This is a genomic window from Collinsella sp. An271, from assembly GCF_002159695.1.
Lineage (GTDB): Bacteria > Actinomycetota > Coriobacteriia > Coriobacteriales > Coriobacteriaceae > Collinsella > Collinsella ihumii.
In genome coordinates, this window is record NZ_NFJE01000001.1 from 345,070 (window position 1) to 359,960 (window position 14,891).

Consider the following 14,891-nt stretch of genomic DNA (forward strand, 5'->3'; position numbering starts at 1 on the left):
CAAAGTTTCTTAACAATTCTGCATATGCCCAGCTACAAGCCAATCCTAAACCTTCAACTTGACCCTTAAAGAGGTCTAAGGTTCAAGTTGAACTCGAACCATGCCGTATAATCACGGTAACAGTAAGGTACGACTATTTTAGAGGCTGTGTATGCGAACCGATTGCTCTCGAATCTCTTTCGTGATGAAGAGGCCCGCGCGCATGATCACGTGTGCAGCTCTTGCCGTTGCGTTCGCGGCGGCGCCGGTCGTCTCCCCTGTTGCTGCCTATGCCGTCTCAAACGAAACCCAAACACAGCTGAACGAGACGCAGCAACGCGTAGAGGAGACCACCAAGGCCTACGAAGAGACCCAGAAGAACCTCGAGGACCTGCAGAAGCGAATCGAGGAGAACGAAGCCGCCATCGCCGACATCGAGGCGCAGCTTCCCGCCCTGCGCTCGAAGGCCGCCGATGCCATGCGCTCGCAGTACAAGTATCGCACGACCGCGAACACGCTGCTGAGCGTCGTGCTGGGCACGACGTCGTTCGATGACGCCATCTCCACGCTCGCCTATATGGACCAGATCCAGGAGTCGAGCAACCAGGACATCCAGCGCCTGAACGACATCGAGGCGGAGCTCGAGGAGAAGAAGGCAGAGCTCACGCACGCGAAAGCCCAGGCTGAAGAGGAGCAGAAGCGCGCGGCTGAGGCGCTCGAGGAGGCGCAGAAGCTCCGCAGCGAGGCTCAGGCCAAGGCCGAGCGCGAGGCCGCCGAGGAGCTCGCCCTGCTCGCCGGCGACACGTCCGCTGCGTCCGGCACCGGCGTCGACGGCGGCAACGCCAGCAATACCGCCAACCAATCCGGCCAGACGGCCTCGACCGTCGTGGCCGGCGCAGTGGACTGGAACATGAGCCGCGACGAGTTCATCGCCGAGTGGACCCAGCGCATCGACGCCTATCTGTCCGGAAGCCCGCTTGCCGGCTATGGCAGCGTGTTTGCCGCGGCTGCCTGGGATAACGGCGTCGACCCCCGCTGGTCCCCCGCCATCGCGTGCACCGAGAGCTCCATGGGCGCCTACTGCTTCCGCGACTACAACGCCTGGGGCTGGATGACCAGCCGTCAGTTCGGCAGCTGGGAGGAGTCGATCACCGCCCACGTCGCGTTCTTGGCAAAGAACTACGGTGCGACCCTGACGCCGAAGGCCGCCCAGACCTACTGCCCGCCCACATGGCAGCACTGGTACAACACCGTCGGCGGACAGATGAACTTCATCTAGATGCTTGCAAGCCCCTCTTCGGAGGGGCTTTTCTTATGCCGTTCGCCGATTGTGGCTAAAAAGTTCTGATTTGCTGTCAGGTCAATCTGTTGTCAGCGTCCGGTTTAGCCGTCTTGATGGTTTTATCTGGTTTAGATGTCCCCGCATGAGGTCAAAAACGATCCGAATCGGGCTCAATCGAACGGATATGCACCTCATATGCGGGTGCCAGTCGCGTTCAGAGGGATCTCGGAACAGCAGAATAGAACTTTTTAGCCACTTTGCACCACAGGATGCTCCCGACGGAGACGGAACGCACCTACGGAGGCCAAGCACGCGGAGCCCGCGAGGAAAGCGGTCTTCCCTGTCTCATCGCGGCCGCAACCGCCTCCCTACAGCGCCCCTGCCAGCTGGCCCGCTGCGGCGAACACCACAACGGACGTGATGAGCGCGATGACGCTCGCCAGACGAAGCCGCTTCATGTCGAGGCGAGGAATCCACACGGCGAGCGCGGGCTTGTTCAGTAGCAGCGCGACCACCGATCCGACCAGCGCCGCAACGGACAGGTACTCCATGACGAGATACCAGAGGGGAAAGCCTCGATCCTGCTCGTTCGGATCGACGATGGCCATGATGCAACCGAGGACAAACACCGCGTACAGCGCGATCAGCACGATGTTTTTGATGAACTTCGGCGATCGCTTGGGGCGACCGATGCTCTCCTCGTGCAAGACGGCCGCGCCGGCAGATTGGGCTTCGGAGCCTACAGGGCCATATTCCCAATCAAACGGCGGAACATCGTTCAGAGCTCCCTGCGCATCAGAGGCTGCGCGATGCGCGCCCGCGGACACCGCAGCCGTACCCTCATCGGCGGCCTCGGCTGCAGGGACGATGCCCGAAACAGCCCGCTCGAATGCGAGCCTCATCTCCCGCACGCCCCCGAAGCGATCCGTGGGATCGAATGCCGTCGCCCGCGCAATGACGCGTGCCAGCGGCCGTTCGACCCCCAGCGCCTCATACTGCTCCTCGTTGCGGGCATCATGAGGGTTCTGCCCGGTCAGACAGAACAGCAGCAGCTTGCCGAGTGCGTACACGTCGCTGCGCACATCGGTCTGGCCGAACCCGAACTGCTCGGGCGGCGCATAGGAGCGCGTCCCGAAATGCGTCGTGTCCGCCTCCGCATCGGCACGCCACAAGCGAGCGATACCGAAATCGATGATGACGGGCCGCCCGCCCCGCACGATGACGTTCGATGGCTTCAGGTCGCGATGGATAAGCGGCGGGGTGAAACCTTCGTGCAACGAAGCCACCGCGTCGCATAGCGCAGGAAACAGTGAGGCCGCAAGCTCGAGGGAGCCGCCTCGCTCCTCCACCAGGTGCTGCAGCGTGGGCCCGGATACATACTCCATGACAACCGTCAGCGTGTCGCCGACGCGCGTGCACTCCACCAGGTGCGGCACCGCCAGAAGCCGCATGCCTGCGCGCTGCGCCCTCATGAGCTCCTCGTACGCCGAGCCGACGCCGGCGGAGCAGTTAATCCGCTTGCGGACGAACGGCCCGAGCTCACCACCGCGGACTCCTTCGAAGAAGACCACATCGGTCGTCTCGAACTCCGTTTCCTTGAGACGCCGCTCCACGCGCCAGGAATCTGCGCGCGCGAGCGCCGACAGATGGGCGTCGAGCTCGCCGCTCACGTCGTGAGACCTCTCTATGTTGCCATGCGTATCCATACGCAGAATCGTACCAAGCCGACCGGTTTTTAGGGACAGTCCCCGGAATTTCACTGCAGTGAAATTCCGGGGACTGTCCCTAAAAACCGGGGACGTCAGCAGACCGTTTCCTCGCCCAAGCGGAACAGTTCCTCGTTGACCTTCTGCAGCGAACAACCGTGGTCGATGCAGAAGATGATGATGGCGTCGCGCCGGCTCTTGCAGGTGAGGGTGCTCACACCGGCGGCGGTAAGCGCCCGGTTCGTCTCTCGCAGCGATAAAGCCATGGCGAATGCGATCTGCAGCACCTTGTTGCGGCTCGGATTGCGCGCGCCCGTGAATATCTGGTACCCGAAGGTCTCGTTCAGATCGGCCATGCGGACCACCCGTGCGCGCTCAAGATGCTTCTTCTCAAGCAGATGCTGGAGATACTCGGAAAGCGTGCAAGATGGAAAATCATGCTCCGCGATAAACGAGTCGATGCTCGGCGCGTCGAGCAGCTCCTGCAGCACTTCCTCGGTCAAACGCTCAGCCATGGGATCCTCCTACGCATCGACATCGATCATCTCATGTATCCCCCGCGGACACGCTGACAACTATCTCAAAAATGCGGATGGATTTCCTTAGCTGGGAGCTATGGGGATGAGTTCGCGCGCTCCTTGATAACAGTCGGCGCGAAAACGCATTATGTTGGCCAATGATTCAGATTATTCCGGATCGGCGGGGCGGATTGCGGGAGCGGTTCCCAGAGGCGCCCTCGGGGATGAATGCCTCGTCCCCCTGGACGACCTCCCCGCCCACCCTCCTGGATGCACCCTCGCGGCGGGTGCGCCCGCAGACGCGCATGTACCACGCGGTCTTCAGGCCCACGTCATCACACGGACAGAAAACCACCAGGAAAGGTCAACGCAGCCCTCAAAACGTATATTCCTGTCACGAAACTGCATAAATATCCGCTTCGGGCAAAACCCACAGGGAGAGTAGGCTGAGTTTGGTGCGATTTTTGAGGCTGCTTTCCCCACAGCCGCTATATCCCTCAGCATTTCCGCAGGAAACAACTGGGCAAATGCTGAGGGGTGCAGCGCATGTGAGCAGGGGGCACCGAAAAATCGCACCAAACTCGATATACATGTTTTGCACGCCCCGCGGGGAGCGGATCGAAGGCAGCAGGCCCTCGCCGGCGGCCTAATCGGGCGCATCCCCTACAGCGCGGCTATTTCCCGCGCCACCTCCGTCGCGCTCAGTCCCGAGGTGTCCACCTTCATGGTATTCAGCTTCCGATACAGGGGAAGGCGCTGCAGGCTCCGCTCGATTACATCCGGAGCGCGCGTGCCCGCCACCACATCCTTGCGCAAGCGTGAGACAAGCTCCTGTTCCGAGCAGACGAGCGAGACCGTTACAACATGACAGCCCGCGGTGTCCAGCCGGGAGACGATGTCGTCGATGATGGACTGCTCGTGCATGACCCAGCAAAAGATGACGTTTTCGTAGGCAGAGCATGCGAGAAAGTTGTTGAGCACGGCGCAGATGTTCCGGATGACCATGGCCTTCGTCTCGTCGGTGACCTGAAACGGGCTAGAGTCCCAGCACCAATCGCCGTCGAGGAATACGCTGCTGGGCAGCATCGTCTTCAATTCCTGGCAGACGGTGCTCTTTCCGACCCCCATGGTTCCGCCGATGATGAACAGTCTCTTCATAGGTGACCACCCAGCATATATATCCAAAGCCAGCTGCCGTGAGAAAGAAGCCGTCCTCAGCGCGTTGCAATCTTACATGTATGGTAGGGCCGCCCGCGCTACCTTGCTCCCGCCGCGCTACGGGAGCGCGACCAGACGACGGTAGACGGAGAGGCCCTCCAGCAGCACGCGCTCGTCGAACATGAACGCATCGGTATGGAGCGCCGTGGTCGCATGGCCCAGATCGCCGCATGCGGCCCGCTCGTCTTGCGGCGCGCCGACGCCGAGCAGGAAGAACACGCCGGGGATTTGGCACTGGTAGAACGCGAAGTCCTCGGCGATGAGCAGCGGCTCGTCGATGCGCTGCAGCTCGGGCAGGACGGTCGCGGCGCGCTCGAACAGGGCGTCGTCGTTGGTGACCGGCGGATAGCCCTCCGCGATATCGATGTCGTAGGTGCACCCGCACGACGAGCAGGCCTCGTCCAGGGTGCGCGTGAGCTCCTCTTTCGCCCGCTCGAACATCTCGTCGGAAAACACGCGCAGGCTGCCCGCGAGCACAGCTTCCCCTGCCACCGCGTTGCAGACCGTTCCCGCCTGCAGAAGGCCGAAGTGGGCAACGATGGGCTCGTCCTGGCCAAGCTTGCGTACAAGCCAGCGTTCCGCAACCAGAAACCGCGCAGCCGCGAGAGCGGCGTCGTGCGTCTCCTCGACAGTCAAGCCGAAGGTTTTGGCAATGTGCGTGCTCTGCCCGTGTATGGAGATGTGCACCTCGCTCGCCCGCGCAAGCAGGGGACCGGGGCGCGATGCCAAAGACCCCCAGGGGAGGTCCGGCCACACGTGGAAACCGAAGATGCGCTCGACTTGATAGCGCTCGAACACACCCGAGGCGCATACGCGCGCCGCGCCCCCCGTCGTCTCCTCCGCCGGCTGGAACACGAGCAGCACGTTGCGCGACAACGCGCCCGGCCGCTCGCGGACCACCCGGTCGAGCCACCCCGCCAGCGTCAGGACCATGGCCATATGGGCATCGTGGCCGCATGCGTGCATGCGCCCCTCATGTGCAGACGCAAACGGGACGCCGGTCGCCTCCGCGATGGGCAGTGCATCCATATCGGCCCGGATGGCGACGGTGCGCACCGAGCCCGTGTCGAACAGCGCGCAGACGCATCCGTCGCACGGATGGATCACCGTGCAGCTCAGCGGCTCGAGCACGCGCTCGATATAGGCGATGGTCTCGGGCAGGCAGAAATCCAACTCCGGAATGCGGTGCAGCTCGCGGCGGTGCCGGACGAGCTCGGCCAACGCGGCGTCGGTATCAAGTTCGAGCATGGCTGACCTCCGAATCACAGGGCGCTCACGCCCTCCAGTATACGCCGAAGATCGCATCCGCCCGCATCCTTCGCCTGCCCGCCCCTCCCGAGACGGCGCAAAGATGCATTCCCGCTCCCCCGCGCCGCCCCGATGCAGCTCAAAGCGCCCGTCTTTGAACGGCTGGCCGTGCGCAGGCGCAAGAGCAAGGTTTCCAACGTGTATCGTCGCAGCATTTGCTCTTGTAAGGCAAAGTGGCTTCGTGATAGCATGCCGCCATTCGATAGAGGTAGCGGGCGCGAAGATGCGCGAGGTAGCCGGCAGGCGATGACCCCGCGCGAAGGCAACCCCGCCGAACTCGACCGCCGGGCGCGGCGCGATCGGGTGGGACCGCAGGGAACACCTGCGGGACTGTCTGCACGAATCTTGCAGGAGCGCTATCAAGGAGGGGCAATGCCTAAGCATCCGTTTGTATCGAAAGACCGGCTCGTCGATATCGCCGATCACGTTCCCACACCCTTTCACCTGTATGACGAGGCGGGCATCCGCGCAAATGCCGAGGCGGTACTCGACGCCTTTTCGTGGAACCCCGGGTTCAAGGAGTACTTCGCCGTCAAGGCGAATCCCAATCCCGCCCTCATTTCGATCCTGCGCGACTACGGCTTCGGATGCGACTGCTCGAGCGACACGGAGCTCATGATCGCCGACGCACTCGGGATCGGGGGGAGCGACATCATGTTCTCCTCCAACGACACGCCCGCGGCCGATTTCCGCCTGGCGCGCGACCTCGGCGCCATCGTCAATTTCGACGACATCTCGCATATCGATTTCTTCGAGCGGGTCGCCGGGCCCATCCCCGAGACCGTGAGCTGCCGCTTCAATCCGGGCGGGCTGTTTCGCCTGGCAAACGGCATCATGGACAACCCGGGCGACTCGAAATACGGCATGACGCGCGAGCAGCTCGCGCAAGCCTACCGCATGCTCGCCGAGCGCGGCGCCAAGACGTTCGGCCTGCACGCGTTTCTGGCGAGCAACACGCACGGCAACGAGTACTATCCCGCCCTCGCGCGCATCCTGTTCGAGCTCGCGGTCGACATCGCGCGCGAGACCGGCGTGCGCATCGGCTTCATCAACCTGTCGGGCGGCGTGGGCATCCCCTACCGCCCCGATGAGGAGCCCTGCGACATCCGCGCCATCGGCGAGGGGGTGCGCCGGGCGTACGAGGAGGTGCTCGTCCCCGCCGGCATGGACGACGTCGCGCTGTGCGCCGAGATGGGGCGCTTCATGATGGGGCCGTACGGCTGCCTCGTCACGCGCGCGATCCACGAGAAGCATATCTACAAAGACTATATCGGCGTCGACGCCAACGCGTGCAACCTCATCCGCCCCGCCATGTACGACGCCTATCACCACATCACGGTCATGGGACAGCAGGGCGGTCCCGACAAAAGCCGGATGCCGGCAAGCCGCACCTACGACGTCGTCGGGAACCTGTGCGAGAACAACGACAAGTTCGCGCACGACCGCGAGCTGCCCGAGATCGAGACGGGGGACCTGCTCGTCATCCACGACACCGGGGCGCACGGTCACTCCATGGGATACAACTACAACGGCCGCCTGCGCAGCGCCGAGATCCTGCTGCACGGCGACGGCACCTACGAGCTCATCCGTCGCGCCGAAACGCCGGCCGACTACTTCTCCACGCTCGACGTGCTGCCCGTCGGACGTGCGCTCATCGAGCGGACGCGAGCACAACACGCGAGCGATAGCTGACCGAACGCGTGCCGACTCCGTACATCCACCATCTGAAGGGAGATACCATGGACATCAGGAATCTGCAGGGATCCATCGTCGCCCTGATCACCCCGTTCAACGCAGACGGCAGCGTCGACTACGATTCGCTCGAAAAGCTGATCGAGTTTCACATCGATGCAGGCACCGACGCCCTGCTGCCGCTCGGAACGACGGGTGAGAGCTCGACCATGACGCACGAGGAGGACAACGACGTCGTCCGCTTCGTCGTCGAGCATGCCGCGGGACGCATCCCCGTCATCGCGGGCTCGGGCTCCAACTGCACCCAGACCATGCTCGAGAAGAGCCTCATGTACCAGCGGCTCGGCGCCGACGGTCTGCTTCTTATCACGCCGTATTACAACAAGAGCAACGAAGAGGGCATCTACCAGCACTTCAAGACCGTTGCGGACGCGGTGGACATTCCGTGCATCATGTACAACGTCCCCGGCCGGACCGGTTGCTCCATCAGCGTGCGCAACGTCGAGCGGCTCGCCGAGCACCCCAACATCATGGGCATCAAGGAGGCGAGCGGCTCCATCGCCTATGCGAGCGACATCGCGCACTGCCTGGGTCCCGACTTCAAGATGTACTCGGGTAACGACGACATGGTCGTGCCGCTCATGAGCCTCGGCGCCTCGGGCGTGATCTCGGTGTGGGCAAACGTCCAGCCCACGCTCGTCCACGACATGGTCCGCGCGTTCCTCACGGGAGACACTGCCCGCGCACGCAGCATCCAAGTTGAAGGCCTGCCGCTCGTACATGCACTGTTCTGCGAGGTCAACCCCATTCCCGTCAAGGAAGCCTGCGCGCAGCTCGGCATGTGCGAGGCCAACTACCGCCTGCCGCTCGTTCCGATGGCCGATGCCAACCGGGCGCAGCTCGTAGAGGCCATGAAGGGAGCTGGTCTTCTTGCTTAAAATCGCCATCATGGGGGCCGGCCGCATGGGCGCGCTCATCCGCAACACCGCCGAGTCCATGAGCGACGATACCGGCGCGTGGCTGTTTGACGTTGTCGCGCAGGTCGGCTTCGACCTCGATGCCGCCGATTCCGCCGCGCCGGCAGACGTCATGATCGACTTCTCCAACGTGGCCACGCTCCCCGCCGTCCTGTCCTACGTTCAGCGCACCGGCTGCGCGCTGGTCAGCGGAACGACAGGGTATACCACCGAACAGCTAGCCGAGCTCAAAGAGCTAGGTACACGCGTGCCGGTCGTTTGGTCGGGCAACTACTCAATCGGCGTCGCCGCGCTGCGCCATCTGTGCGCGCAGGCGACGCGCGAGTTGCCGGGCTTCGACGTCGAGATCGTCGAGTGCCACCACAACCAGAAGGCAGACGCGCCGTCCGGCACCGCGACCATGCTCCTGCAGGCCGTCGAGGAGGCCAAGGCGGATCCGGCCTATCACCCCGTCTACGGGCGACAGGGCATGTGCGGCGCGCGCGACCCGCATGAGATCGGCGTGCACGCGCTGCGCGGGGGCACGGTCGCAGGCGTCCACACCGTCAGCTTCTTTGGAACCGACGAGGAGGTCTCGCTCACGCACCGGGCCACGAGCAGACAGATCTTCGTGAACGGGGCGCTTGCCGCCGCGACCAAACTCGTGCAGCGCGGCCCGGGGTTCTACACCTTCGACCAGATCATGTTCGGCTAGGAATACGTCAATCGGTTGCTTTCGCGCCGGACGTCGACGCAGCAAGATGGCCGCGGGCGACGGCGCGGCGCAGACCTGCCGCAAGGACAAGGAAGGAGCGCGCATGAACGCGCAGGAAATCATCGACTTCATCGCGACGGCGGAGAAGAAGACGCCCGTCAAACTGTACATCCGCGAGCGCGAGGGCGCCGGCATCGACTGGGGCGCCGCGCATGCATACGGCAACGCCGACGGGCGTATCGTGTTCGGCGATTGGAAGGATCTTGCCCCCGTCCTTGAGGCCCATGCCGACGACATCGAGTACTTTGACATCGAGAGCGACTGCCGCAACTCCGCGGTCCCGCTGCTCGATCTCAAGAACGTCAACGCGCGCATCGAGCCGGGTGCCATCATCCGAGACCGCGTCGAAATCGGCGACAACGCCGTCATCATGATGGGCGCCATCATCAACATCGGCGCCGTCATCGGCGAGGGAACCATGATCGACATGGGCGCGGTGCTGGGAGGCCGCGCCACCGTGGGCAAGCGGTGCCACATCGGCGCCGGCACCGTGCTCGCAGGCGTCGTCGAGCCCGCAAGCGCGACGCCGGTCATCGTGGACGACGATGTCATGATCGGCGCGAACGCCGTCGTGCTCGAAGGGGTCCACGTGGGCAAAGGCGCCGTCGTCGCCGCGGGCGCCGTGTGCGTCGAGGACGTGCCCGCCGGCGCGGTGGTCGCGGGCGTCCCCGCGCGCGTCATCAAGATGCGAGATGCGCAGACGGACAGCAAGACGGGCCTCGAGGAGGACCTGCGCAAGCTGTAGCGACTGGGCGCGACCGCACCCCAGTGGAGGCTCGCGAAGATAGCTCATTTGGGGACGGGTTCGTTCCAACCCATCGGCGGCCCACGCGGCCGCCGATGGGTTGGAACGAACCCGTCCCCAAATGAGCCAACCTTCTAGCGGAGGTTCCGGAACCCAGAGGTTCTGAATAATCGAGCTTTTGAGCGGGTGGATTTCGAACCAGCTCAAAAGGGCGCCTTCGGAGCCACCGTTTCCGCAGGTAACGGCCGAGAGACAGATGCGCTTTTTCGAGCGTTCTGAAACGGGTCGCTCATAACCTCGATTTTTCAGCACTTCTGGGCTCTGGAACCTCCACGGGAGCTGCAAACGTTCGCTATAATCCCCTCTCGGGAAAAACGAACCGACCGTAGGAGGGGCATCCATGGAACTCACCCTGCTGGGAACGGGCAACGCGCTCGTCACCGAATGCTATAACACCTGCTTTGTCATCACGGACGGCACGAAGCGCTTCCTGGTCGACGGTGGAGGCGGCAACGGCGTGCTCGTCCAGCTCAAGCGCGCGGACATCGACTGGCACGACATCCACGAGATCTTCGTGACCCACAAGCACATCGACCATATCGTCGGCATCGTCTGGCTCATCCGCCTCATCTGCCAGAACATGGCGAAAGGCGCCTACGAGGGCGATGTCACCATCTACGGGCACGACGAGGTCCTCACCATCGTTCGCAGCATCGCCGACATGCTCCTGCAGCCCAAGCAGACGCGCTTCATCGACGATCGCGTCCACCTCGTCACCGTCGAAGACGGCGAGACGCGCACGATCATCGGCCACGAGGTCACGTTCTTCGATATCCAATCGACCAAGGCCAAGCAGTTCGGCTTCACCATGGACATGGGCGACGGCCGCAAGCTCACCTGCTGCGGCGACGAGCCGTACAACGAGTGCGAGCGCGCCTATGCGGAAGGCAGCGCATGGCTGCTTCACGAGGCCTTCTGCCTGCACGGCCAGGCGGACATCTTCTCGCCCTATGAAAAGCACCACTCCACCGTCAAGGACGCCTGCGAGCTCGCCGAGGAGCTCGGCGCAGAAAACCTCGTGCTCTACCATACCGAGGACCGCAACATCGCGCGCCGCAAAGAACTCTACGCCGCCGAGGGGTCTGCGTACTATCGCGGAAATCTCTACATCCCCGACGATCTTGAGACGATTGCACTGTAGAACACCGCACGCTCCCCGATTGACCCACGCCGTTCACCGATAAGCCCGACGGTCGCCTACGAGCAACCGTCGGGCTTTTTGCGTTTTTCCAGGCAGATTAACGCCCGGCTTCCCAGGCCTGCGCATGCGATCAGTCCGAATTCGACAGCGATCGGTCCCCCTTGACCGTTTGGGGCGCTCTACAGCCCGCAAAACACTGTTTTGCGTACTAATCACATCTGGTAGCCGGCTTCGTACGATACACCCGACAGTGTCCGAAGCGAATCAGGAGGGATTCGTATGGAGCAATGGGATGTCATCGTCATCGGAGCCGGTGTCGTCGGCTCGGCGGTAGCCCGCGAGCTTGCACGCTACCAGCTGCGCGTCGCCGTCCTGGAAAAGGAGCTTGACGTCGCCTGCGGCAACAGCAGCCGCAACACCGGCATGCTGCACGCAGGCTTTACCTACAAGCCCGGAACGCTCAAGGCGGAATGCGCCGTCGAGGGCAACAAGGAGTTCGACCAGGTCGCCGCCGAGCTCGGCGTGCCGTTCAAACGCACCGGCAAGCTGGTCGTGGGATTCACCGACCACGACATGGAGAATATCCTCAAGTTCAAGGCCATCGGCGAGCAGAACGGCGTCGAGGGCATGCGCATCATCGACAAGGCCGAGATCGAGAGCATCGAGCCGCACGCGGGCGGCGAGTTCGCCATGTACGTGCCGTCCTCGGGCATCCTCGACCCGATGGCGTACACGATCGCCCTCGCCGACAACGCGGCCCAAAACGGCGTGAAGTTCTTCTTCGACCGCAAGGTCACCGCCATCGAACGCTACATCGCCAACAACTGCTATCTGGTCTACACCCCGCAGCAAACGTTCCGCACCAAGTGGGTCATCAACTGCGCCGGCGCCTACGCCAGCCAGATCTCCGAGATGCTCGGCTATCCCAACTACCCCGTACGCGGCTTCAAGGGCGAATACTTCGTGCTCGACAAGAAGGCCGGCCAGTTCCTCAAGATCCCCGTCTACCCCGCGCCCAACGACCGCGGCGGCTTCTCCACGCACGCCACCCCCACCGTCGACGGCAACATCCTGGTGGGTCCGGACTCCTATGTCACCGAGGACTGGGAGGACTACAAGTGCACCAAGGACCACCTCGACGGGCTCATCCGCGACGGCTCCAAGATGTTCAAGCAGATGCGCCGCGAGTACTTCATCCGCAACTTCGCCGGCATCCGCTGGAAGCGCGTCGATGAGGAGGGCAACGTCCTCGACTTCAAGCTCGAGAGCGACCAGCAGCACAACCCCAACACCGTGAACCTCGTGGGCATCGAGTCCCCCGGCGTCACCTGCGCGCTGCCGCTAGCCCGCCGTGCCGTCGCGCGCCTGGTGGAGGTCGAGAAGCCGAGCGTGAACGAGCACTTCGACCCGCATCGCCCGGCACCCAAGCGCTTCTACGACATGACGCACGAGGAGCAGGCGGCCGCCATCGCTGAAGATCCCGAGTACGGCGAGATCGTCTGCCGCTGCGAGACCGTCACCCGCGCCGAGATCCGCCGCGCCATCAACAACCCGCTCGGCGTGCACACCGTCACGGGCATCAAGAACCGCACCCGCGCCACCATGGGGCGCTGCCAGGGCGGCTACTGCGAGACCCGCATCACCGAGATGATCGAGGAGGAGCTGGGCATCAAACCGACCGACGTGCGCTACAACCATGCCGGCTCGTACATGTTCACCGGTCCTGTCAGGAGCGGCAAAACCGATGATTCCGCATCCGAAGGGAGCGTGAGCGCATAATGAAGCACGTAGACGCCATCATCGTCGGCGGCGGTCCCGCCGGTCTCGCCGCCGCAATTGAGCTGCGCCGCAAGGGCATCGACGACATCTTGATCCTCGAGCGCGAGAAGAAGCCCGGCGGCATCCTGCGCCAGTGCATCCACGACGGCTTCGGCCTCACCCGCTTCGGCGAGACCCTGTCCGGCCCCGAGTACGCGGCGCGCTTCGTCCGCGAGGCCGAGTCGCTCGAGATCCCCTGCCTCACCGACACCACGGTGCTCGAGATCACGCCCGACCGCCACGTCTTCGCCTCCTCCTCCGAGCACGGCATGATGGAGTTCGAGGCCGGTGCGATCATCCTCGCCATGGGTTGCCGCGAGCGCACGCGCGGCGCCATCAGCATCCCGGGCACGCGTCCTGCCGGCGTGTACACCGCGGGCGTGGCACAGGCGTACATCAACCTCAAGAACAAGATGGTCGGCCGCCGCGTCATCATCCTGGGCTCCGGCGACATCGGCATGATCATGGCGCGCCGCATGACGCTCGAGGGCGCCGAGGTGCTCGGCGTGTTCGAGGTCCAGCCCTACGCAAGCGGCCTTCCGCGCAACGTCGAGCAGTGCCTAAACGACTACAACATCCCGCTGTCGCTGTCCCACACCGTCACCGACATCCGCGGCACCGACCGCCTGGAGAGCGTGGTCATCTCCGAGGTCGACGACCATATGCAGCCGATTCCGGGAACCGAAAAGGAATACGAGTGCGACACGCTCATCCTCTCGGTGGGTCTGATCCCCGAAAACGAGCTCACCTGGATGGCGGGCGCCGAGAAGGACCCTGGGACGAGCGGTCCCGCCGTCGACGAGAACTACCAGACGACCGTGCCGGGCATCTTCGCCGCCGGCAACGTCCTGCACGTGCACGACCTCGTGGACTTCGTGTCGCTTGAGGCCGAAGCGCTCGCCGACAGCGCCGCGCGCTTCATCACGCAGGGGTCGCTGCCCGAAAGCAAGCTCGCCGTCCGCGGAGGCGAGCTCGTGGGCGGACTCACGCCGTCGCGCATCAGCGGCGAGAGCGACGTCACCGTGTCGTTCCGCGTGCGCCGTCCGCTGCGCGACTGCACCGTCGAGATCCGCCAGGGCGAGACCGTCCTCAAGCGCCGCAAGATGGCGAAGGCCCTGCCCGCCGAGATGATTCAGATCAAGCTTGCCTCAAACAAGCTCAACACCACCGACGACCTGGAGGTGACGGTGTCATGCTAAGGGAATTCACCTGCATCATGTGCCCGCAGGGATGCGATATCTCCGTCGAGCTCGAGGGCAAGACGATCAAGGGCATCTCGGGCAACAAGTGCCCCAAGGGCGAGGCCTACGTCACCCAGGAGATCGAGAACCCGATGCGCAACATCGCGACATCGGTGCTCGTCGACGGCGGCGACCTGCCGCTCGCGAGCGTGCGCCTGTCCGGCGTGATCCCCAAGGACCGCATCTTCGACGTCATGGCCGAGATCCGCAAGGTCGAGGTCCCCGCACCCGTTCACGAGGGCGATGTCGTAATCGCCGACGTGCTGGGACTCGGAGTCGATGTCATCGTGACGAAGGACGTCGAGGCGGCGTAATCGCACCGCTTTAGGAACACCCCCTGCGAACAGGCCCGCTGCACCTTGAAGAGGCGCAGCGGGCCTGTTGCTTGGCGTGTCTTAGAATGGGGCCGTTTTGCCCACGCACAGAGGAACAGCCGCCTTTAGCGGAGACGG

13 protein-coding genes and 1 riboswitch are annotated in these 14,891 nt (G+C 63.7%); of the genes, 9 read left to right on the top strand and 4 right to left on the bottom strand.

All coding sequences use genetic code 11. From position 1 onward, the window contains the following. Nucleotides 1-202 precede the first annotated feature (202 nt). Entirely contained in the window at nt 203-1,258 is a 1,056-nt protein-coding gene (locus B5F74_RS01465; RefSeq protein ID WP_239283310.1) for a hypothetical protein, read from the top strand. 371 nt (nt 1,259-1,629) lie between these two features. Here B5F74_RS01465 and B5F74_RS01470 read toward each other — a convergent pair whose 3' ends face one another. The 4 genes from B5F74_RS01470 to B5F74_RS01485 form a co-directional block, all read right to left on the bottom strand. Continuing rightward, a complete protein-coding gene (locus B5F74_RS01470; RefSeq protein ID WP_087199399.1) occupies nt 1,630-2,967 on the bottom strand; it encodes a serine/threonine-protein kinase in 1,338 nt (445 codons plus the stop codon). Nucleotides 2,968-3,062: 95 nt separating this feature from the next. After that, nucleotides 3,063-3,482, bottom strand: a complete 420-nt coding sequence (locus tag B5F74_RS01475; RefSeq protein WP_087199401.1) for a transcriptional regulator — start codon at nt 3,480-3,482, stop codon at nt 3,063-3,065. Between the two features lie 666 nt (nt 3,483-4,148). Then, nucleotides 4,149-4,643: an AAA family ATPase gene (locus B5F74_RS01480; RefSeq protein WP_087199403.1), complete on the bottom strand. Its 495-nt coding sequence runs from the start codon at nt 4,641-4,643 to the stop codon at nt 4,149-4,151. Between the two features lie 117 nt (nt 4,644-4,760). Continuing rightward, entirely contained in the window at nt 4,761-5,951 is a 1,191-nt protein-coding gene (locus tag B5F74_RS01485; RefSeq protein WP_087199405.1) for an amidohydrolase, read from the bottom strand. Between the two features lie 255 nt (nt 5,952-6,206). Next, a riboswitch (Lysine riboswitch) is annotated at nt 6,207-6,378 on the top strand. Between the two features lie 5 nt (nt 6,379-6,383). Here B5F74_RS01485 and B5F74_RS01490 point away from each other — a divergent pair. From B5F74_RS01490 to B5F74_RS01525, 8 genes are all read left to right on the top strand, one after another. Next, on the top strand, nt 6,384-7,703 hold the full coding sequence (locus B5F74_RS01490; RefSeq protein WP_087199407.1) for a diaminopimelate decarboxylase: 1,320 nt from the start codon (nt 6,384-6,386) through the stop codon (nt 7,701-7,703). A gap of 47 nt (nt 7,704-7,750) precedes the next feature. Beyond that, nucleotides 7,751-8,641, top strand: a complete 891-nt coding sequence (dapA, locus tag B5F74_RS01495; protein ID WP_087199409.1) for a 4-hydroxy-tetrahydrodipicolinate synthase — start codon at nt 7,751-7,753, stop codon at nt 8,639-8,641. Continuing rightward, nucleotides 8,634-9,374 (top strand): 4-hydroxy-tetrahydrodipicolinate reductase, encoded by a 741-nt coding sequence (gene dapB / locus B5F74_RS01500; RefSeq protein ID WP_239283311.1) that lies wholly within the window; start codon nt 8,634-8,636, stop codon nt 9,372-9,374. The genes dapA and dapB overlap by 8 nt, the downstream gene beginning before the upstream one ends. A gap of 103 nt (nt 9,375-9,477) precedes the next feature. Continuing rightward, nucleotides 9,478-10,179: a 2,3,4,5-tetrahydropyridine-2,6-dicarboxylate N-acetyltransferase gene (dapD, locus tag B5F74_RS01505; RefSeq protein ID WP_087199491.1), complete on the top strand. Its 702-nt coding sequence runs from the start codon at nt 9,478-9,480 to the stop codon at nt 10,177-10,179. A gap of 400 nt (nt 10,180-10,579) precedes the next feature. Continuing rightward, nucleotides 10,580-11,380: an MBL fold metallo-hydrolase gene (locus B5F74_RS01510; protein ID WP_087199412.1), complete on the top strand. Its 801-nt coding sequence runs from the start codon at nt 10,580-10,582 to the stop codon at nt 11,378-11,380. Between the two features lie 279 nt (nt 11,381-11,659). Next, nucleotides 11,660-13,159, top strand: coding sequence for an NAD(P)/FAD-dependent oxidoreductase (locus B5F74_RS01515; RefSeq protein WP_087199414.1), 1,500 nt, complete (start codon nt 11,660-11,662; stop codon nt 13,157-13,159). Next, on the top strand, nt 13,159-14,397 hold the full coding sequence (locus tag B5F74_RS01520; protein WP_087199416.1) for an FAD-dependent oxidoreductase: 1,239 nt from the start codon (nt 13,159-13,161) through the stop codon (nt 14,395-14,397). The genes B5F74_RS01515 and B5F74_RS01520 overlap by 1 nt, the downstream gene beginning before the upstream one ends. After that, the gene (locus tag B5F74_RS01525; RefSeq protein WP_066833492.1) at nt 14,391-14,753 is read left to right on the top strand and encodes a DUF1667 domain-containing protein; all 363 of its coding nucleotides are present in this window, start codon (nt 14,391-14,393) and stop codon (nt 14,751-14,753) included. The genes B5F74_RS01520 and B5F74_RS01525 overlap by 7 nt, the downstream gene beginning before the upstream one ends. The last annotated feature ends 138 nt before the right edge of the window (nt 14,754-14,891 follow it).